This window comes from Sphaerisporangium cinnabarinum (assembly GCF_055567015.1).
Genome location: NZ_JBVHRG010000001.1, coordinates 389,180 through 408,522, shown reverse-complemented (window position 1 = coordinate 408,522; position 19,343 = coordinate 389,180). Strand labels below are relative to the sequence as shown.

Below are 19,343 nucleotides of genomic sequence, written 5' to 3'. Positions count from 1 at the left end.
GCGCCACCGGGCTGCGCCGCCGCGGCGGGCTGCGCCACGGGCGCCGCCGCGACCGGCCGCGCGGGCGCGGCCTGCTGCACCGGAGTCGCGGGCTGCACCGGTGCCTGCTGCGCGGGCGCCGCGGGCTGCGCGGCGGCCAGGGGCTGCGGCGCGGTGCGCGGCTGGGCGGCCTGCGCGACGGGCGCCGGTGCAGGTCGGGTGGTGGCAGCCGGGACGGGCTGGGCGGCAGCCGGAGCAGGCTGCGCGGCAGCCGGAGCCGGGGCGACCGGCTGCGGTGCTGCCGGAGCCGTCGCGGGCTGCGGTGCGGCCGGCTGCTGCGGCGTCGCCGGAGCGACGGGCTGGGCCGCGGCCGGCTGCTGGGGCGTCGCCGCCGGAGCCGCCTGGGTCGGCACGCCGACGGGGGCGCTCACCGGAGCCCACGCCGTCTGGCGCAGCGCCGGCTGACCGCCGGTCGCACCCCCGCTCGCCCCGGACGGCTGCCCTGCCTGCGACCCGCTCCCCGAGCCGTCAGAGGGTGGAAATGCCATTGAGAACACTCTCCAAGACGCTCAGGGACAGACCCGAGTGGTTGCTGCCGTGACCCGTGTGGACGTTGAGCGGGGTCGACGTGTGGACGGTGATGTAGTTGTCCTCCTGGAGGTCCGCGACGAGCACCTTCGTCACGCCGAGCGGCAGGCGCAGGAGCGCGGAGAGCTCGGCGATCGAGACGTACGTGTGCGCGGCGTGCTGGAGGATCGAGCGCTTCTCGGGCGGCAGCCCGAAGCTGTTCACGGCGCCCGGCATGACCTCGACGAGCGCCTCGAGCGGGAGGTCGGACGTGGCGGACCGCACGCGACCACCCGTCACCGCGTACGGGCGGACGGTCGCCGCCTCGTACCCGTCGTGGGCTCCCATGCTGCCGAAAGGTACGTTCGTCATCGATCAGTCCTCATCCCACCGGGGTTCGGGTCGCACCGTCGACCGGAAGGCTACCCCGCATCTCCGAGATGAGCTGCGGCGTCAGGGTCGCCTCCGTGCGCGAGACGAGGAGCGCCATCTCGTAGCCGATGAGGCCGATGTCGCAGTTCGCCTCGGCCACCACGCCCAGGACGGAGCCGTTCGACACGTTCATGAGGAACAGGAACCCGTTGTCCATCTCGATGATGGCCTGCCGGACGTTCCCGCCGTTGAGCTGGCGGGCCGCACCGCGGGTCAGGCTCGACATGCCCGAGACGATCGCGGCGAGCTGGTCACCGCTCGTCCGGTCGAGCTGGTCGGACATCGCCATGAGCAGGCCGTCCGCCGACACCACGAGCGTGTGCCGGCTGCCCGGTACGGTCCGCACGAAGTTGTCGAGCAGCCACCCGAAGTTCGTGGCCTCGGTGCTGAGCGCGTTCACTGTTCCTCCTCGTCAGTTGCCGCAGACGGCATGTCGTCACCGCGCCTGCGGCGCTGAATCAGGGACATAATCCATGGCCTCGGGGTTCCACGTCGAACTCGTCTCGTCCTGCCCCTCGACACGCCCGCGGGCGGTCGCCGACTGGAACGCCGACAGGCGCGCCCGGAGCTGCTCCGGGTCGCGGTCGATCCGCGCCGTGAAGCGGTCGACGTACCCGTCGCGCTCCTCGCCGCGCGAGCGTCGCGCGAGGCCCGACGCCGCGGCGTCGACCTTGAGCGGCTGGTAGATGCCGTCGTTCGGGTCCGCCAAGGTCGCTTCCTGGAAATCGGTGCTGCCCTGCAGCAGGGTGGACATCTCCTCGTACAGCACCGCCGACGCCATCCAGTCCGACCGCGCCTCGACCGAGTCGGACACGTACCCCGCGTCCAGCGGCTCGAGGGACTCCGCGACCGGGCGCCGGGCGAGCGGGCTCGGCGGCCCGTAGCCCGACGCCGTCTCCCCGGCGGGAGCGGCGTCCCACGCGGCCGCGGGGGCCGGCTCGGGGCGCGACTCCGCCGGTGCCCACGCCGACGCGGCAGCCGCCGCAGGCTCCGGCGCGGACGACCGGTCGACGGCGCGGAACGGCGCGTCCTGCACCGGCGGAAGGCTGCGCGTCTCCTGCACCGGATCCGCCGCCGCCTCGGGGGCGAAGGACGGCGTCGGCGCGGCGGGCAGGTCGGCGCGCGGCGCGAACGCGGACGTGCGTGCCGGCGCGCCCGGCTCCTGCGGCGCGGGCGCCGGCTGGACCGGGGCGGGCGCTGCGGGCGCAGGCGACGCAGGGTTGGGCGCGACGGGCGCGGACGACGCCGGTGCCGACGTCGACCCGGCCGGGCGCGAGGCGAGCGCCTCGGCCGAGGGGCCTGCCGGTCGCGTCGCCTGCGGCGTGGCCGTCGTCCGCGGGCGGCGACCGAAGAGACCGCGCTTGCGTGCCTGGCTCTCGCGCAGCGACCGGCGCGTCGGGAGGTCGGCCATGAGCTCCTCGAAGCGCGGCAGCGCCTCGAACGAGAGCTCGGCGGGGATCTCCTCGGCGCGGTCCGCGGCACGTCCCTCGGCCACGACCGGGACGTCCGTCTGCTCCGGGGCGGAGGGCGCCACGGGCCGGACCTCGGTCGCGGCCTGGCTCCGGTCGGCGAGCGGTGCGTGCTCGGCCGCGGGCTGCTCGGGCTGCGCCGCCACGGGTGGGACGACGCGGGTCGCGTCGAGCGGCTCGTCGGCGAACGACGACGGCGCCCAGCCCGCGGACGCGGTCTCCTGCGCAGGCTCAGGCTCCCAGGCCTGCTCGGCGGGCTGCTGCGGCGTCCACGTCTGCTCGGCGGGCTGCTCCGGGGTCCACGTCTGCTCGGCGGGCTGCTCCGGGGCCCAGCCCTGCTCGGGCGCCCAGGCCTGCTCCGTGCCCGTGGCCGCGCCCGGGGCGGCCGGCTGCTCCGCGACCTCCGACGGGGTCCAGACGACCTCGTGGTGGACGGCGGCCTCGGCCGTCGGCACGTCGCTCACCAGCGGGATGTCGGTCGCCGTGACGTCCGGCGCGACCGGGAGCTCGACCGGGTTCTCGGTGACCGGCCGCTCGCCCACGGGGCGGAAGCTCGAGAAGAGCGCGCTGCGGGTGCTGACGTCGAGCACCGGGATCTCGGCCGAGACGGGCTCGACCGGGGTCGCGGCGGCACGGGAGCGGCTCGGCAGCGCCGACGTCGCGGGGGCCACCTCCGCGGGCGGGGTCCAGGCCTCGTCCCCCGCGGGCAGCTCGTCCGGGAGCGCCGGGGTCGCGAGCGGCGGGAGCACGATGGCGCCCGTCTGCGGGCCCGACGCGAACGACGCGCTGGGCGCGGCCGCCGCCGGGTCGACCGTGCGGGAGCGGCGACGCGGCATGCCGGTCTGCGTGGTGCCGTCGGTGAGCGCGTCCAGGTCGACGGGCACACCGGCGGGCGCCTCGGGCTCCACGGCCGCGACGGACGCCGTCGGGACGGGTGCGGGGGCGGCGGGCTCGGCGGGGAGCGCGGGCATCACGCCCGTGCTCGTCAGCTGCTGCGCCGCGGCCTGGGTGCGCGTCTCCAGCGGGTCCGTCGGCTGCGGGAGCGGGACGTTCGAGTCCGGGACGAAGAGGACCGCCGGGAAGGACACGACCACCTCGGTGCCCTGCTCGTCACCCCCCGCGCTGAAGCGGACCTTGGCGCCGAGGCGCTCCGCGAGACGACCGACCACGAACAGACCCAGGCGCTGGGCACCGACGACGTCCGAGGCCGCGTGCGTCGCGACCTTCCGGTTCGCCTCCGCGATCTCCTCGGCCGTCATGCCCAGACCGTGGTCGCGGACCGTGATGTGCACGAAGTCCGCGTCGCGGCCCGTGGTGACCTCGACGGGCGTGTGCGGCTCCGAGAACATCGTCGCGTTCTCGAGGAGCTCGGCGAGCAGGTGCGCGGCGTTGAGCGCGTTGTGCCCCAGCATGAGCGGGTCGACGACGAGGTTGAGGCGCACGCGGTCGTACAGCTCGATCTCGGAGGACGCGGTGCGGATGACGTCGGAGGCCGGCATGGGCTGGCGCACGCGACGGCCCGAGTCGATCCCGGCGAGCACGAGCAGGGACTCGGCGTTGCGGCGCATCCGGGTCGCGAGGTGGTCGAGGCGGAAGAGGTTGGACAGCGTGCCCGCGTCCTCCTCGGAGCGCTCGAGGTCGTCGAGGAACGCGAGCTGGCGGTTGAGGAGCACCTGGTCGCGGCGGGCCACGTTGACGAACATCTCGGCGATCGAGCCACGGAGCGCGGCCTGCTCGCGGGCGACCTTGATCGTGGTCTGGTTCACGTCGTTGAACGCGGTCGCGAGCTGGCCGACCTCGTCGCTGGACTCGACGGTGATCGGCGCGAGGTCGATGCCCGGGCCCTGGCCCGGGACGGCGACCTGCTCGACGAGCTTCGGAAGCTGCTCACGGACGTCCTCGGCGGCGTCGGTGAGGCGCCGCAGCGGGTTGACGATCGCGCGCGCGATGAAGCCCGCCACGAGGATCGAGGCGACGACCGCGGCGAGCGTCACGAGGATGGTGATCACGGCGCGGGTCGTGGCGGCCCCGGCGAGGTCCGAGGCCTTCTCCGCGGTCTCGGTGCGCACGGCGTCGCGCACGGGGGCGGTCTGGTCGCGGTCCTCCTGCGAGAGCGTCGGCCACTGCGCCGCCTGGCTGGGCGGCGTGGCGGCCGGGCGGGACCCGATGAGGTTCTGCCGGATCTGGTTGTAGGTCGCCGTCGGGGTCTCGAGGCGGAACTCCCCCGGCAGCTGGCGGACCGCGGCCCGCGCGCGGGCGGCGAGCGTGTCTCCGGTGGTGACGAGGACGGCGGCCTGCTGGTTGGTGACGGTGTTCTGCTGGCCCGCCTGCGCGGCCTGGAGCACCGCTCCGGCCAGCGGCTGCTCGAGCGCCTGCTGCGCGAGCAGCTCGTCGAGCAGCACGTAGGTGTCGAGGTACTGCGCGAGGCTGCGGTCGGGGGTGGTGTCCGCGAGCGTGCGCGGCACGTCCAGCGCCGCGTCGATGAGGTCGCCGTACATCGAGTTGCGCTGCAGCTGGCCGAGGCCGGAGCGGTCGATCGCCTGGCGGACACCGGTGAGCTCGGACCGGTCACCGATCGTGTCGGCCACCGCCTTGCGCACGCGGGGGTCGAGCGCCGACGTGTCGAGCCGCTCGTACGCGCGGTCGCGCGCGTCGAGCGCGCGGTCGGTCTTCTCGCGCTGCGCCATCATCTGCGCCTCGGCCTCCTCGGCCGTGTCGCGCGTGCTGTTGGCGTCGAGGAACGAGTACGTGCGCTCGGCCGCGATCTCCGTCCCGGCCGCGTCCTGCGCCGCGAGCGCCGCGACGAGCGCGCTCGTCTGGCTCGCGTCGCGCGCGGTCCCGATGGCCTGCGCCGAGATGATCGCCGCGGCGGCGAAGAGGACGAGGACGGGCACCGCGAGTGCCGCAAGGATCTTCCCGCGGACGCTCAACCTGCGGAGCATACGAACCTGCCTCCATCACCTGGTCCACCCGTTCGGCGGCATGGTCGACGCGCGTGGCAGCGGCGCCTCCCGGGCTCGCTCCCCGGTCGTGCGTACTAACTATCGGTGCACATCTCCCGGACACCTAATCCGCGAGGAACGCGAACAATCGCCCTCGTCCCGCGGTGCCCCCCGTCGGCGAACCGGCGCCTCCCGGGCCGTCCGCGTAGTCTCGGCGATGTGCGAGGCGTCACGATAACGGGCCCCGGTGGCCCTGAGAAACTAACGGTTTCCACGCTCCCTGACCAGACCCCTGGGCCGGACGAGCTCGTGGTCGACGTCGCTTCCGCTGGCGTGAACCGCGCTGACCTGCTACAACGCGCTGGATCCTACCCTGCGCCGCCCGGCGCACCCGACTGGCCGGGCCTCGAGGTCTCGGGCACGGTCGCCCGCGTGGGGGACGCGGTGTCGGGCTGGTCGGTCGGCGACCGCGTCGTCGCGCTGCTCGACGGCGGCGGATACGCGGAGCAGGTGCGGGTGCGCGCGACGCAGGTGCTCCCGGTCCCCGACGGGGTCGACCTCGTGGACGCGGCCGCGCTCCCGGAGGCCGTGTGCACCGTGTGGAGCAACGTGGTCGACGTCGGCCGTCTGGCGCCCGGCGAGTGGCTGCTCGTGCACGGCGGCTCGGGCGGCGTCGGGACGGTGGGCATCCAGCTCGGGGCGGCGCTCGGGGCGCACGTCGCCGTGACCGCGGGCGGCCGAGAACGCGCCGACCGGTGCCTCGCGCTCGGGGCGAGCCTCGCCGTCGACCACCGCGCGGAGGACTTCGTCGCCGCGGTGCGGGACGCGTCGGGCGGCCACGGCGCGGACGTGGTGCTGGACGTCGTCGGCGCCGCCTACCTGCCGCGCAACCTCGAGGTCCTCGCCACGGGCGGGCGCCTCGTCGTCATCGGCATGCAGAAGGGACGACGCGCGGAGCTGGACCTCGGGCTCCTCCTCGCCCGACGGGCCACGGTGGCGGGGACGACGCTGCGGGCCCGACCGCCGCAGGAGAAGGCGCGCATCGTGCACGAGGTGCTGACGCACGTCTGGCCCCTCGTGGAGGACGGCCGGGTGCGGCCGGTCGTGCACGCACGGCTGCCGCTCGACGAGGCGGCGCGCGCCCACGAGCTGCTCGACTCGGGCGAGGTGTTCGGCAAGGTGCTGCTCGTCCCGTGACGGCGGGGGCGCCCGTCGGTGCGCGCGGGGGTGGCACGCGCAAGACTGGACCCATGGCTGACGAACCGCGCGACCCCCGTCCCGACGAGCCCACCGCTCCCGACCCCGCGACGACCGCGCAGGGCGACGACGAGCCCGGCCGTTCCACCGTGGTCATGCCCGACGGCACCGGGGTGAGCGTCGTCGAGAGCGACGACTCGACCGACCCCGACCGCAACCCGGCGACCGTCATCGAGGAGCCGGCGAAGGTCATGCGCATCGGCGGCATGATCAAGAAGCTCCTCGACGAGGTGCGCGACGCCCCGCTCGACGAGGCAGCGCGCTCGCGGCTCGCGGAGATCCACGAGCGGTCCCTCACGGAGCTCGAGGAGGGCCTTTCGCCGGATCTCGTCGAGGAGCTGCACCGCATCACGCTGCCGTTCTCGGACGACAGCGTCCCGACCGACGCGGAGCTGCGCGTCGCGCAGGCGCAGCTCGTGGGCTGGCTCGAAGGGCTGTTCCACGGCATCCAGACGGCGCTCGTCGCGCAGCAGATGGCCGCGCAGGCGCAGCTCTCGCAGATGCGCCGCGCCCTGCCGCCCGGCTCGCTGCCGCCCATGGGCCCCGGCGCGCCCGGCGGGATGCCGGGGCAGCAGCCGCGCCCGGACGAGCACGACGGCCGTCCCTCCCCGGGCCAGTACCTCTGAGGTCCCGGCCCGCTCAGGCGGGCGGGGGGTCGGTCGGCGCGACGTCGTCCGGCTCCCCACGCGTGCTCGTCCCCGTCCGCGCGGCGGTCATGGCGATCGCCCCGGAGACGAGCACGAGGCCGACCAGCTCCAGGGGGCTCGGGACCTGCCGCAGCACGACGGCGCCCACCACGGCCGCCGTCGCCGGGAGCAGCGCGAGGAGCACCGAGAACGTCGCCGCGCTGACGCGGCGCAGGATCACCTGCTCGAGCGCGTAGGGCACGACGGACGAGAACAGCGCGATCCCCGCGACGGCCACGGCGTGCCGCCAGTCGCCGAGCACCGGGACGGCGGCCGGCGCGAGGAACGGCGCGAACGCGAGCGCGCCCACGGTCATCCCGACCGCGAGCGACGTGACCCCCGAGCCGCCGACGGCGACCCGGCGGCCGAGCACGATGTACGCGGCCCAGCACGCCGCGGCCACGCCGATCGCCGCGAGGCCGAGCACGGCGTCGTCGCGCGGGAGGTCGGACGCGACCGTCACGCCGGCGAGGAGCACGACCCCGGCCGCCGCGACGGCGATGGCGCCGCGCTCGCGCCAGCCGCTGCCCGTGACCGCGGCCACGGCGACCGGGCCGAGGAACTCGATCGCGACGGCGGTCCCGAGCGGGAGGTGGTCGATCGCGACGTAGAAGGCGAGGTTCATCGCCGCGAGCGCGACCCCGAAGACCGCGGCCCACGCGAGGTCGTGCCGCGTCCACCGTCGCCGCCACGGGCGGCGCCAGGCGAGCAGGAGCAGCGCGGACGCGGCGATGCGCAGCCACCCCACCTCGACCGCCCCGGCGACGGCGAACAGCCCGACGGCGATCGCCGCGCCCAGGTACTGCGTGAGGCCCGAGACGACGAACAGCGCCGGTGCCGGGACGCGGTCGAGGGCGGCGGTTCGGGTGGGCACCGACCGACTCTACGACCGCGCCCGCTCGGGGACGTCGCACGCCGGACGTGCGACGGCGGCCCGCCCGCAGTGCGGGACGAGCCGCCGCCTCGGGCTCGGTGCGGCCGGCGTCAGCCCTTGACCGAGCCGGCGAGCAGGCCGCGCACGAAGTACCGCTGGAGCGCCAGGAACACGACCACGGGCACGACCATGGAGATGAAGGCGCCCGCCGGGAGCAGGTGCCAGCTCGCGCCGCGCGAGCCGGACAGCTCGGCGAGCCGCACCGTGATGGGTGCGGTGTCCTGGCCGGACGCGAACGTCAGCGCGACGAGCAGGTCGTTCCACACCCAGAGGAACTGGAAGATGCCGAACGCCGCGATGGCGGGGACGAGGAGCGGCATGAGGACCTGGAAGAAGATCTTCACGTGCCCCGCGCCGTCGACCCGGGCGGCCTCGACGAGCTCGCGCGGGATGTCCTTCATGAAGTTGTGCAGCAGGAAGATCGCGAGCGGCAGCGCGAAGATCGAGTGCGACAGCCAGACGGGCCAGAACGAGCCGTCGATGCCCCAGTCCACGTACTGCGTGAGCAACGGGACGAGCGTGACCTGGATGGGCACGATCTGGAGGGCGAAGACCGCGACGAACAGCAGGTTGCGGCCCTTGAAGTTCACCCACGCGAACGCGTACGCGGCGAGCGACGCGAGCGTGATCGGGATGATCACCGCGGGCAGCGTGATGACGAGGGAGTTGACGAAGTACGTCGCGAAGCTCGTCGAGCCGCCGAACAGCGCGTCGGTGTAGTTGTCGACCGTGAACTCCGGGTTCGCGAACGCCTCCCACCACCCCGACCGGCGGATCTCGCGCGGCGGCCGGAACGACGTGACGAGGAGCCCGAACGTCGGGATCGTCCACAGGACGGCGAGCACGATCGCGATGATCGACGCGGGCCGCGAGGAGACCTTGCGGCGCACCTTGTCGGCGCGCGCGTCGAGGCCGGCGACGATGCCCTGGCCGCTGCCCTCCTCGACGGTCTCGTCGACGAGCGGGGCGTCGGGCACGGAGGCGGACAGTGGGGTGCTCATCGGATCTCCTCCGCCTGCTTCAGCTGCCGCACGTTGTACACGATGATCGGGATGACGAGCACGAAGAGGATGACGGCGAGCGCGGCGCCCAGGCCCTGCTCGCCCTGGCGCAGCGCCTGCGTGTAGAACTCGTTCGCCACGACCGACGTCTCGAACCGGCCGCCCGTCATCGTGCGGACGATGTCGAAGACCTTGAGCGTGCCGATGGCGATCGTCGTGAGGACGACCACGAGGGCCGGGCGGATGCTCGGCACCGTGATGTAGCGGAACATCCGCATGCCGCCGACGCCGTCGAGCCGGGCCGCCTCGACGATGTCGTCCGGGATGGCGCGGATCGCGGCGGCGAGGATCGTCATGGCGAACCCGGCCTGGATCCAGATCATCACGAGGATGAGGAAGAACGTGTTCGCCGGCGCGCTGAGCAGGAACTGCTGCGGCTCCAGCCCGAGCCACACCAGGACCTGGTTGAACAGGCCGATCTGCGGCTGGCTGGCCGGCTTGTACTCGTACATGAACTTCCAGATGATGCCCGCGCCGACCATGGAGATCGCCATGGGCAGGAAGATCAGGGTCTTGGCGAGCTTCTCGAAGCGGGACCGGTCGACGACGACCGCGTACACCAGCCCGAGGAACGTCGAGACGAGCGGGACGACGATGACCCAGATCGCGGTGTTTCGCAGGACGATCTGGAACTCGTCCCGCGTGAACGCGGTGACGTAGTTGTCGAACCCGACGAACGCGGAGCCCGTGCGGTTGTAGAACGAGTCGCGGATGGTGCGCAGCCCCGGGTACAGCAGGCCGAACGCGAGCATGACGACCGCGGGCCCGGCGAACGCGATCGCGACGACCCAGCCGGGCACGCGCTTCGGCCGGTCGACGAGGAAGAGGATCAGACCCATGACGACGACGAAGAGCAGGATCGCGACGACCATCACCGCGAGCTTGCCCCCCGTCCCGGAGGGTTCGAGCAACCAGTCCATGTGAGGCTCCTGAGGTGGCCGGCGGCGGCCGGGACGACGAGGTGGACGACGAGGGACGGTCGCCGAGGGCGGGCCGCCCGGGTCCTGCCCGGGCGACCCGCCCCCGGGTCGACGCGCGGGGCCCGGGGCCTGACGACGTGGCTCGCGCCGCGCCGTCAGCCCCCGGGCCGCTCGCGGGTCAGGACGTCGGCCAGGACGCCTCGATGGCGTCGAGCACGGCCTGGTCGGACTTGTCGCTCGCGATCCACTCGGTCATCTCGGACCAGAACGAGCCGGCGCCGACGGCGGCGGGCATCATGTCCGAGCCGTCGAAGCGGAACGTGTAGCTCTCGTCCGTGAGCAGCTCGTACGCCTGCTGGTCCATCGGCGACTGCAGCAGCTCGGGGTCGAGACCGTTGTTCGCGCTGATCCAGCCCTGCGGGGTCACGCTCGCCTTGGCGTTGGACCACTCGGGGCTCGACAGGTACGCGTGGAAGGCCTGGACCTCGGGACGGTCGTTGAACGCCGCGACGAACTCGCCGCCACCGAGCAGCGGCTTGTCGTCGGCCGACTCGCCCGGCAGGTAGAACGCCCACACGTCGCCGTCCTCGGCGACCTCGAGGTCGGGGTCGAGGGTCGTCCAGTTCGCCTGGTAGAACGTGGCCTGGCGGTGCATGTAGCACAGGCCGTCGATGATCGGGTACCCGCCCTCGGTGAACTCGGTCGTCGCGATGCTGCTCACGTCGCCCAGGCCGCCGTTGACGTAGTCCTCGTTCTTCAGCACGTCGCCGACCGCGGCGAGGGCCGTCGCGATCTGCGGGTCGTTGAACGGGATCTCGTGGTTGACCCACTGGTCGTAGACCTCGGGGCCCGCCGTGCGCAGGACGACGTCCTCCATCCAGTCGGTGGCCGGCCAGCCAGTCGCCTCGCCGGACGCGATGCCGGCGCACCAGGGCTTGACGTCACCCTCGGGGTTGTCGGCGACGATCTGGTCGGAGAGCTCCATGAGCTCGTCCCACGTCGTCGGGACCTCGTAGCCCGCCTCCTCGAACATGGACGGCGAGTACCAGACGAACGACTTCACGTTCGCGCCGAGCGGCGTCGCGTACAGCGTGCCGTCGACGGTGCCGTACTCCTTCCAGGACTCGGTGTAGTACTGGTCGACGTTGGCCGCGGCCTGGTCGCCGACCGGCTGGATCGCGTCGGGGAAGTCCGCGACGATGCGGCGCAGGAGGCCGGGCTGCGGCAGGTACGCGATGTCCGGCGCGCTGCCGGACTGGATGCGGACGGGGAGCTGGGCCTCGAACTCCTTGGAGCCCTCGTAGTCGATCGTGGCGCCCGTGCACTCCTCGAACGGCTCGTACGACGCCTGCTGCTGCTCGGCCTCGGTGTCGACGATCGTCGAGTAGACCGAGACGGTCTTGCCGGACAGGTCGCCGTACTGCTCGAAGTCGGCGCAGTCCACCTCCGCGCTGGGCGACTCCTCGTCGCCCCCGCCGCCGCCCCCGCTGCTGCACGCCCCGAGCACGAGCGCGAGGCTCGCGCCGCCGGCGGCGACCGCCAGCGTGCGGCGACGCGCCGCGCTGGTCCTCGTGGTCCTGGTCATCTCAGCCTCCACCTCGTCGTGGGTCCGGACGTCGTCACCCCGGTCCGGTGAGGACCGGGCGCATCGCGACGTCGCGAGCGCGGGTGCGCTCTCGCCCTCCCACCATGCAAGCGGTTGCATGCCGCGGGTGCAAGCACAGCAGAGGTGAGTTTGCGTAACGATTCCGTCACGCGGGCCGGGTACGCGCTCTCTCGGCCGCGTGCGGCTGGTCGCGCTCCCACGCCGTGCTCGTGCCGAGGCGTCCCGGCGCGGGCCGGGGACGCGGCCGGGCCTACGCGCTCGGGGCGAGCGGCGCCGTCGAACCGCGCCGGACGAGCTCCGTCGGATACGTCAGGCTCTCGGGCACCGGGGCACCGTTGATCATGTCGAGCAGCAGGAGTGCGGCGTCGAAACCCTGCTGGTAGGCGTCCTGCGCGATCGTGGTCAGGCCGACCAGCTCGCCGAGGTCGTGGCCGTCCACGCCCACGACCGACAGGTCCTCCGGCACCCGCCGCCCCAGGTCGCGCGCCGCGAGGATCGCGCCCATCGCCATCTCGTCCGACGCCGCGAACACCGCGGTCACGTCCGGGCGACGGCGCAGCAGCTCCGCGGTCGACTCGCGGCCGCCCGCGACGTCGAAGTCGCCGTTCACCTCGAGGTCCGGCTGCACGACGACGCCCGCCTCCTCGAGCGCCCGCACGTACCCTCGCGCGCGCTCCACGGGCGGGGACCACGACGACACCAGGTCCGGGACCCCGGTCACGTGCCCGATCACCCGGTGCCCGAGGTCGAGCAGGTGGCGCGTCGCCGCCCGCCCCGTCGCGACGTCGTCGAGCCGGACCGTCACCTGCTCGGCCGGCCCCGACCCCACGAACGCCAGCGGCCGCGCGAGCCCGACGAGCGAGCGCACCTCGTCGTCGTCCAGCGGCAGCCCGACGACGAGCGTCCCGTCCACGCGGTGGCGCAGCACGCTCGGGTCGACCCGGCGGCGCGACGACGTGCGGCGGACGTCGAACGTGTAGAGCAGCACGTCGTAGCCGAGATCGCGCAGGGCGCGCTCGGCGCCCTCGATGACGTTGGCGAAGAACCACCGGTTCACCCACGGGGTCAGCACGCCGATCGTGCGGGTCCGCCCCGTCGCCAGGGACGACGCCGACGGCGTGGGCACGTACCCGAGCCGCGCCGCCTCCGCGAGCACCCGCAGGCGCGTCGCCTCGGAGACGTTCGGCAGGCCGCGCAGGGCGCGCGAGACGGTCGCCGTGGACACCCCGGCGGCCTGGGCGACGTCGTCGATACCTGCCACGACGGGTGATGCTGCCACGCCGGGACGGACCCTGGCGAGGCGCCGTGCCGCATCGTGAGCAGATCGATGCAAGCGCTTGCTCCCGCCGGGACCGATATCGTGGTCGGGCCCACCCTCGGCACCGCTCGGCATGCACGAGCCCGCCGTGCCGTCGTCGGGCACCACGACCTGCGAACCGGAAGGACCACGATGATCGAGCTGAGGACCCCGCGGGAGATCGAGCAGATGCGGCCCGCCGGACGGTTCGTCGCCGACGTCCTCACCACGGTGCGGGCCGCCACGAAGGTCGGGACGAACCTGCTCGAGCTCGACGAGATCGCGCACCAGATGATCCGCGACCGCGGGGCCGAGTCCTGCTACATCGACTACCACCCGTCGTTCGGCGCCAGCCCGTTCGGCAAGGTGATCTGCACGTCCGTGAACGACGCCGTCCTGCACGGCCTCCCCCACGACTACGCGCTGCGCGACGGCGACCTGCTGAGCATCGACTTCGCCGCGTCCGTCGACGGGTGGGTCTCGGACTCGGCGCTGTCGTTCGTCGTCGGCACGCCACGAGCGGGCGCGCTCGGCGAGGCGGACGCCCGGCTCATCCAGACGACGGAGCGCGCGCTCGAGGCGGGCATCGCCGCCGCGCAGCCGGGCAAGAAGGTCGGCGACATCTCGGCCGCCATCGCCGACGTCGCGCACGCCGCGGGCTATTCCGTGAACACCGACTTCGGCGGGCACGGCGTGGGCCGCACCATGCACGGCGAGCCCCACGTCCCCAACGACGGCCGTCGCAAGCGCGGGTTCCCGCTCAAGCCGGGCCTGGTCATCGCGATCGAGCCCTGGTTCCTCGAGACCACCGACGAGATCTACACCGACCCCGACGGCTGGACCCTCCGCTCCGCCGACGGGTCGCGCGGTGCGCACAGCGAGCACACCATCGCGATCACCGAGGACGGCCCCGTCGTGCTCACCGCCCGCGAGCCCCGCGACTGACCGCCTCCTCGCGGCAGACCCACCCCGCGAGGTAGGGCCCGAGCACCCCGAGGTAGAGGCGTGGTCATGACCATGCCTCTACCTCGGCGGAAGGGTCTTCCGGAAGAACGTCGCCGACTCGTCGTAGCCCAGCGCCTCGTAGAACGGCGCGGCGCGCCGGGTCGCGAGCGCGACGTAGGCCGCCCCGGCCGCGGCGGCCCACTCCTCGGCCACGCCCATGAGGAGGCGCCCGGTCCCGCGACGGCGCGCGGCGTCGTCGACCATCACCTCCTCGACCCACACCACGGGGGCGTTGGCGAAGAGCGTCGCGTGGCGGTGCGCCACGAGGTAGCCGACGACGTCGTCCCTCGCCTCGGCGACGAGCAGCAGCGCGGCGTCGTCCTCGAGGAGCGACACGAACGACGCGTCGAAAGACGCACGCGCGGGGACGGACGACGTCGCGAAGGCGACGACGAGCCGCCAGACCGCGGTCGCGTCGTCGGGCAGCGCGCCCCGGACCGTCACGCCCTCGGGCCGACGCGGAGGCCCGGTCATGACCACGCCTCTACCTCGGCGCACCCGGGCTCTACCGCGCGGCACCACGCCCCTACCTCGCGGTAGGCGGGCCCAGCCTCGGCGGCCAGGGTGCTACCGCGCGGGCAGGAGGCTCTGGAGGACGCGCGCCGCGCCGTCGTCCTCGATGGGGGCGGTCACCTCGTCGGCCGCGGCCTGCACGACGTCGTCCGCGTGGCCCATCGCGACGCCGCGCGCCGCCCACCGGAGCATCTCGACGTCGTTGCGCCCGTCGCCGACCGCGACGGTCCGGTGCGGCTGGACGTGCAGGGTCCGGCGCACGAGCTCCAGGCCGGTCGCCTTGGTGACCCCCAGCGGCGCGATGTCCATCCACGCCGTCCACCCGACGGCGTACGTGACGTCGTCGAGGCCGAGCCGTTCGACGAGCTCGTGGAACTGCTCGCTCGTCGACCCCGGCGCCCGCACGACGACGCGCGTCACCTCGCCGGACCACAGCTCGTCGAACGCGACGACGCGGTGCACGCCGTCGAGCTCGCCGTCGGGGAACAGCTCGTTCATGCGGAACCCGACACCGATGTCCTCGACGGCGTACCGCGCGTCGGGCAGGTGCTCACGCAGGAGCCGCAGGGCCGGGCCCGGGTCGAACGTCACGACGTCCTCGAGCACGTACCCGTCGGGCTCGTCGGGGTCGAGCCGCGCGGTCACGGCGCCGTTCGACGCGACGACCCAGCCGCGGTCGATCCCGAGGATCTCCGCGACGGGCGTCATCGCGATGAGCGACCGGCCCGACGCGAGCACCACGTGGTGCCCCGCCGCCCGCAGGTCGGCGACGGCGTCGCGCACGTCCTCCGACAGCTCCTGGTCGTAGGACATGAGCGTGCCGTCGATGTCGAGCGCGACGAGCAGCGGCTCGGCCGCACCGGCCGTCTCCCGCGGGTCCGTCACGCCACCACCGGCTCGAGGACCTCGATGCCCCCGAGGTACGGCCGCAGGCCCTCGGGCACGCGGACCGACCCGTCGGGCTGCTGGTGGTTCTCGAGGATCGCGACGATCCAGCGCGTCGTGCCGAGGGTGCCGTTCAGCGTGGCGACGGTCCGCGTCTCCGTCTTGCCGTCGGTCTCGACCCGCTCGCGCACGTTGAGGCGGCGCGCCTGGAACGTCGTGCAGTTCGACGTCGACGTGAGCTCCAGGTAGCGCTGCTGCGTGGGGAGCCACGCCTCGCAGTCGAACTTGCGCGCGGCGCTCGACCCCAGGTCGCCCGCCGCGGTGTCGATGACGCGGTACGGCAGGTCGACGAGGCGCAGCATCTGCTCCTCCCAGCCGAGCAGGCGCTGGTGCTCCGCGGCGGCGTCGGCCGGGTCGCAGTAGGAGAACATCTCGACCTTGTGGAACTGGTGCACGCGGATGATGCCGCGCACGTCCTTGCCGTGCGAGCCGGCCTCGCGCCGGTAGCACGCGCTCCACCCGGCGTAGCGCAGCGGGCCGTCCGACAGGTCGACGATCTCGTTCGCGTGGTAGCCCGCGAGCGCGACCTCGCTCGTGCCGACGAGGTAGAGGTCGTCCTTCTCGAGGCGGTAGATCTCGTCCGCGTGCGCGCCCAGGAACCCGGTGCCCTGCATGACCTCGGGCCGCACGAGGGTCGGCGTGATGACGGGCGTGAAGCCCGCGGCGATCGCCGTGTCCATCGCCGCGTTGAGCAGCGCGAGCTCGAGGCGCGCGCCCACGCCTGTGAGGTAGTAGAACCGGGCGCCCGAGACCTTCGCACCGCGCTCGGTGTCGATCGCGCGCAGGCCCTCGCCCAGCTCCAGGTGGTCGCGCGGCGCGAACCCCTCGGCGGCGAAGTCGCGGATGGTGCCCTCCTCGCGCAGCACGACGTAGTCGTCCTCGCCCCCGGGAGGCGCCCCCTCGACGACGTTCGAGATGCGGAACAGCAGCCCGCGCAGCTCCTCCGACGCGGCGTCCGCGTCGGCCTGCCGCGCCTTGACGTCGGCGGCGAGCTGCTTGGTGCGCGCGAGCAGCTCCTGCTTCTCCTCCCCCTGCGCCTGGGCGACCAGCTTGCCGAGGGACTTCTGCTCGGCACGCAGGCTCTCGAACTCGCTCAGCGCGGCGCGGTGGCGCGCGTCGGCGTCGAGGGCGGCGTCCACCAGCGCGGGGTCGTCACCACGGGTGACCTGGCTGGCACGGACGATGTCGGGGTTGTCGCGCAGGAGGCGGAGGTCGATCACGCCAGCAGCCTAACGAACCCGGCGACGCGGCGGTCGTGGTCCTCCACAGGCACAGGTCGATCACGCCGGCAGCCTCACGAACCCGGCGACGCGGCGGTCGTGGTCCTCCACAGCCACGACCCCGCTACGGTGTCGCCATGGCCTGGACCCTCTGGGTCGCGATCGCGGCGCTCGCCGTCGCCGTCGTGGCCCTCGTCGTCTCGCTGGGGCTGCGCGCCCAGCAGTCGCGCCTGCGGCGTGCGCACGGCGCGGACCTCCCCGTCGAGGAGACGCCCGCCGACGACGACCCCCGCGAGCTCGTCGCGTTCGTGGCGAACCCCTCGAAGCCCGACGTCGTCGGGCTGGAGGCCGTGGTGCGCCGCGCCTTCGCCGACGCCGCGCTCCCCGACCCGCTGTGGTTCGAGACGACGATCGCCGACCCGGGCGTCGGGCAGACGCGCGCCGCGCTCGCCCAGGGGGCGGACGTCGTCGTCGCCGTGGGCGGGGACGGCACGGTCCGCGCGGTCGCGGAGGGCATGGTCGGCAGCGGCCGCACGATGGGCCTCGTGCCCGTCGGCACCGGCAACCTCCTCGCGCGCAACCTCGACCTGCCCGTGGGTGACGCCCGCGCGGCGCTCGCCGTCGTGATCGCGGGGTCGGACCGCCCGATCGACGTCGGCTGGGTCACGGTCCTGCGGTACGCGGACCCCGCTGGCCCCGGGGACGTGGAGGGCACGACCCTCGACCCCGCCCGGGCGCCCGGCAAGGAGCACATCTTCCTCGTCATCGCCGGCCTCGGGTTCGACGCCGCGATGGTCGCCGACGCCGACGACGAGCTCAAGGCGAAGGTCGGGTGGGTCGCGTACTTCGTCGCCGGGATCCGCCACCTGCACGGTCGGCGCATGCGCGCCCGTATCCAGCTCGACGACTCCCCGCCCGTCGACGCGCGGCTGCGCTCCCTCATGATCGGCAACTGCGGTCGGCTTCCCGGGGGCATCACGCTCCTGCCCGACGCCGTGATCGACGACGGCGTGCTCGACGTCGCCGCGGTCGACACGCGCGGCGGCGTGGTGGGCTGGGCGCAGCTCTTCGGCGAGGTCGTCATGCAGGGGCTCGGCGTCCGGAACGACCTGCCCGCCAAGATCGGACGCATCGACCACGCACGGGCCCGTCGCGTCCGGGTGCGCGTCGAGGAGGGCGAGCAGGCGCAGGTCGACGGCGACGTGCTGGGCCTCGCGGTCGAGATCGAGACCCGCGTCGACCCTGGCGCCCTGGTGGTGCGCACGGCGTGACGCACGGCGTCGAGCCCGCGTGGCACGGTCAGGCCGCGGGGGGCGCCTCCGCGTCGATCGCCGACCGCATGACCGTCGTCGGGGGGACGACCTGCTCCCCGCCGACGCGGGTGAGGCCGGCGAGCCCGACGCCGACCATGAGCAGGCGCCCCGCCGCCTCCCGGCGTCGCGCGTCACCCCGGTCGCCGAGGGCGTCCGCCAGGACGTCGGTCAGGAGCCCGAGCGTCTTCACGTAGGCCCGCGCGACGACAGGGCGCAGCTGCGCGTGCGCCCCCGCCTCCGCCCACCGGGCGAGCGCCTGCCCGTCACCCGCGGGCCCGAGCAGGTCCTCGAAGAAGAGCTCGAGCGCGGCGCGGGCGGTGCGACCACGGGCCGCGTCCTCGAACCGGACGATCTCGACGTCCGCGTACCGCCGCCACGCCTCGGCGACGAGCTCGTCCGTCGACGCGAAGTGGTGGTGGATCTGGCCGGGGGACCCGCCGAGCTCGTCGGCGACGACGCGCGCGGTGACGGCACCGAGACCGTCGCGGCGCACGACGGCCGCGGCTGCGGCGACGATGGAGTCCCGACGCTCGGCGCGCGGCAGGTAAGCCATCAACGACTCCTCGTCCGCGCCGCGGGGGCGCCGTCTGTCAGGGTGTGCAGGAACGCGACGGTACGCGCCCGCAGGCCCTCCCGACGAGCTCGCACGACCTCACCGGGCGGGGGGTCGAGCGGACCGCCCGACCGGACGGTCCGGACGTTGCGGTGGCAGTCGAGGTCGGTGCACAGCAGGAGGCCCACGCTGCTGAGCCGCTTCCTCGGGTCCCGCGACGGTCGGTGTGCCGCGAAGAGCGCGACCTCGTTGAACCGCCGCGAGAACCGGCACAGCGCGCACATCACGGCGCGCGAACCGACCTCGGCATGGCTCGGGCTCTGGCGCAGGAGCGCCCCGACCGCCTGCCCGTCGACGTCCGCGACGAGGAACGCGCGCGAGGGCGCGCGCGGGTCCCGCCATCCGAGGTAGTCGAGCTCCTCCCAGCGCAGCTCGTCGAAGTGGCCGGGCAGGCGGACCTTCCCCTCCGCCGGGTCGACGTTGACGATCGCGGCCCGCGCCTCGGCGCGGGTCAGAGCGCGCACGGTGGGTCCTGAAAGTTGTACATGGATACAAGTTGTACACGGTCCCAAATAGGTGCGTCCAGCAGATTGCGCGCAGCCGGCGTGGAGGCCGCGTGAGCGTCGCGCGCGGACCTGCGACGA

At 73.9% G+C, this 19,343-nt stretch carries 17 protein-coding genes; 4 read left to right on the top strand and 13 right to left on the bottom strand.

The window, feature by feature from the left end; all coding sequences use genetic code 11:
• Nucleotides 1-507: 507 nt before the first annotated feature.
• From ACZ4MO_RS01810 to ACZ4MO_RS01800, 3 genes are read right to left on the bottom strand one after another with little or no spacing between them, the layout of a single operon-like run.
• Nucleotides 508-918: a DUF742 domain-containing protein gene (locus ACZ4MO_RS01810; protein ID WP_021483501.1), complete on the bottom strand. Its 411-nt coding sequence runs from the start codon at nucleotides 916-918 to the stop codon at nucleotides 508-510.
• 10 nt (nucleotides 919-928) lie between these two features.
• On the bottom strand, nucleotides 929-1,378 hold the full coding sequence (locus tag ACZ4MO_RS01805) for a roadblock/LC7 domain-containing protein (protein WP_021483502.1): 450 nt from the start codon (nucleotides 1,376-1,378) through the stop codon (nucleotides 929-931).
• Nucleotides 1,379-1,414: 36 nt separating this feature from the next.
• Complete coding sequence (locus tag ACZ4MO_RS01800) at nucleotides 1,415-5,377, bottom strand: ATP-binding protein (protein ID WP_186810314.1); 3,963 nt, start codon at nucleotides 5,375-5,377, stop codon at nucleotides 1,415-1,417.
• A gap of 117 nt (nucleotides 5,378-5,494) precedes the next feature.
• Here ACZ4MO_RS01800 and ACZ4MO_RS01795 point away from each other — a divergent pair, with 117 nt between their 5' ends.
• Complete coding sequence (locus ACZ4MO_RS01795) at nucleotides 5,495-6,586, top strand: NAD(P)H-quinone oxidoreductase (RefSeq protein WP_342779512.1); 1,092 nt, start codon at nucleotides 5,495-5,497, stop codon at nucleotides 6,584-6,586.
• A 155-nt stretch (nucleotides 6,587-6,741) separates the two neighbouring features.
• Nucleotides 6,742-7,272: a bacterial proteasome activator family protein gene (locus ACZ4MO_RS01790; protein WP_198163194.1), complete on the top strand. Its 531-nt coding sequence runs from the start codon at nucleotides 6,742-6,744 to the stop codon at nucleotides 7,270-7,272.
• A 13-nt stretch (nucleotides 7,273-7,285) separates the two neighbouring features.
• Here the strand turns inward: ACZ4MO_RS01790 and ACZ4MO_RS01785 are convergent, their stop codons facing one another.
• The 5 genes from ACZ4MO_RS01785 to ACZ4MO_RS01765 all read right to left on the bottom strand — a co-directional run bounded on the left by ACZ4MO_RS01785 (nucleotide 7,286) and on the right by ACZ4MO_RS01765 (nucleotide 13,132).
• Nucleotides 7,286-8,206 carry an EamA family transporter gene (locus ACZ4MO_RS01785; RefSeq protein WP_175007466.1) on the bottom strand — a complete coding sequence of 307 codons (921 nt, stop codon included), beginning with the start codon at nucleotides 8,204-8,206 and terminating at the stop codon, nucleotides 7,286-7,288.
• A gap of 110 nt (nucleotides 8,207-8,316) precedes the next feature.
• Complete coding sequence (locus tag ACZ4MO_RS01780) at nucleotides 8,317-9,267, bottom strand: carbohydrate ABC transporter permease (RefSeq protein WP_074805179.1); 951 nt, start codon at nucleotides 9,265-9,267, stop codon at nucleotides 8,317-8,319.
• Nucleotides 9,264-10,247 carry a carbohydrate ABC transporter permease gene (locus ACZ4MO_RS01775; RefSeq protein ID WP_074805176.1) on the bottom strand — a complete coding sequence of 328 codons (984 nt, stop codon included), beginning with the start codon at nucleotides 10,245-10,247 and terminating at the stop codon, nucleotides 9,264-9,266. Before ACZ4MO_RS01775 ends, ACZ4MO_RS01780 begins: the two co-directional genes overlap by 4 nt.
• Before the next feature lie 178 nt (nucleotides 10,248-10,425).
• The gene (locus tag ACZ4MO_RS01770; RefSeq protein WP_085386685.1) at nucleotides 10,426-11,832 is read right to left on the bottom strand and encodes an ABC transporter substrate-binding protein; all 1,407 of its coding nucleotides are present in this window, start codon (nucleotides 11,830-11,832) and stop codon (nucleotides 10,426-10,428) included.
• A 271-nt stretch (nucleotides 11,833-12,103) separates the two neighbouring features.
• The gene (locus tag ACZ4MO_RS01765) at nucleotides 12,104-13,132 is read right to left on the bottom strand and encodes a LacI family DNA-binding transcriptional regulator (protein WP_255436925.1); all 1,029 of its coding nucleotides are present in this window, start codon (nucleotides 13,130-13,132) and stop codon (nucleotides 12,104-12,106) included.
• 171 nt (nucleotides 13,133-13,303) lie between these two features.
• Between ACZ4MO_RS01765 and map the strand changes: the two genes are divergently transcribed.
• Entirely contained in the window at nucleotides 13,304-14,095 is a 792-nt protein-coding gene (gene map, locus ACZ4MO_RS01760) for a type I methionyl aminopeptidase (protein ID WP_175007465.1), read from the top strand.
• A gap of 78 nt (nucleotides 14,096-14,173) precedes the next feature.
• On the opposite strand, the gene ACZ4MO_RS01755 is transcribed toward map, so the two are convergent.
• The 3 genes from ACZ4MO_RS01755 to serS form a co-directional block, all read right to left on the bottom strand.
• Nucleotides 14,174-14,629 carry a GNAT family N-acetyltransferase gene (locus ACZ4MO_RS01755; protein WP_175007464.1) on the bottom strand — a complete coding sequence of 152 codons (456 nt, stop codon included), beginning with the start codon at nucleotides 14,627-14,629 and terminating at the stop codon, nucleotides 14,174-14,176.
• Nucleotides 14,630-14,722: 93 nt separating this feature from the next.
• Complete coding sequence (locus ACZ4MO_RS01750; protein ID WP_255436924.1) at nucleotides 14,723-15,553, bottom strand: HAD family hydrolase; 831 nt, start codon at nucleotides 15,551-15,553, stop codon at nucleotides 14,723-14,725.
• Nucleotides 15,550-16,833, bottom strand: coding sequence for a serine--tRNA ligase (serS, locus tag ACZ4MO_RS01745; RefSeq protein ID WP_175007463.1), 1,284 nt, complete (start codon nucleotides 16,831-16,833; stop codon nucleotides 15,550-15,552). The genes ACZ4MO_RS01750 and serS overlap by 4 nt, the downstream gene beginning before the upstream one ends.
• A gap of 137 nt (nucleotides 16,834-16,970) precedes the next feature.
• On the opposite strand from serS, the gene ACZ4MO_RS01740 reads away from it, so the two are divergent.
• Nucleotides 16,971-18,104: a diacylglycerol kinase family protein gene (locus tag ACZ4MO_RS01740; protein WP_175007462.1), complete on the top strand. Its 1,134-nt coding sequence runs from the start codon at nucleotides 16,971-16,973 to the stop codon at nucleotides 18,102-18,104.
• Nucleotides 18,105-18,132: 28 nt separating this feature from the next.
• On the opposite strand, the gene ACZ4MO_RS01735 is transcribed toward ACZ4MO_RS01740, so the two are convergent.
• Together ACZ4MO_RS01735 and ACZ4MO_RS01730 are read right to left on the bottom strand one after the other, a co-directional pair.
• Nucleotides 18,133-18,699: a TetR family transcriptional regulator gene (locus ACZ4MO_RS01735; protein ID WP_222592326.1), complete on the bottom strand. Its 567-nt coding sequence runs from the start codon at nucleotides 18,697-18,699 to the stop codon at nucleotides 18,133-18,135.
• Nucleotides 18,699-19,223 carry an FBP domain-containing protein gene (locus tag ACZ4MO_RS01730; RefSeq protein ID WP_186810312.1) on the bottom strand — a complete coding sequence of 175 codons (525 nt, stop codon included), beginning with the start codon at nucleotides 19,221-19,223 and terminating at the stop codon, nucleotides 18,699-18,701. Before ACZ4MO_RS01730 ends, ACZ4MO_RS01735 begins: the two co-directional genes overlap by 1 nt.
• Nucleotides 19,224-19,343: the final 120 nt, after the last annotated feature.

Bases quoted from the DNA above. Each gene is read 5' to 3' on its own strand.
- ACZ4MO_RS01810 (WP_021483501.1), bottom strand. From the start codon at position 918: ATGACGAACGTACCTTTCGGCAGCATGGGAGCCCACGACGGGTACGAG.
- ACZ4MO_RS01790 (WP_198163194.1), top strand. From the start codon at position 6,742: ATGCCCGACGGCACCGGGGTGAGCGTCGTCGAGAGCGACGACTCGACC.
- ACZ4MO_RS01780 (WP_074805179.1), bottom strand. From the start codon at position 9,267: ATGAGCACCCCACTGTCCGCCTCCGTGCCCGACGCCCCGCTCGTCGAC.
- ACZ4MO_RS01775 (WP_074805176.1), bottom strand. From the start codon at position 10,247: ATGGACTGGTTGCTCGAACCCTCCGGGACGGGGGGCAAGCTCGCGGTG.
- ACZ4MO_RS01770 (WP_085386685.1), bottom strand. From the start codon at position 11,832: ATGACCAGGACCACGAGGACCAGCGCGGCGCGTCGCCGCACGCTGGCG.
- map (WP_175007465.1), top strand. From the start codon at position 13,304: ATGATCGAGCTGAGGACCCCGCGGGAGATCGAGCAGATGCGGCCCGCC.
- ACZ4MO_RS01755 (WP_175007464.1), bottom strand. From the start codon at position 14,629: ATGACCGGGCCTCCGCGTCGGCCCGAGGGCGTGACGGTCCGGGGCGCG.
- ACZ4MO_RS01740 (WP_175007462.1), top strand. From the start codon at position 16,971: ATGGCCTGGACCCTCTGGGTCGCGATCGCGGCGCTCGCCGTCGCCGTC.
- ACZ4MO_RS01735 (WP_222592326.1), bottom strand. From the start codon at position 18,699: ATGGCTTACCTGCCGCGCGCCGAGCGTCGGGACTCCATCGTCGCCGCA.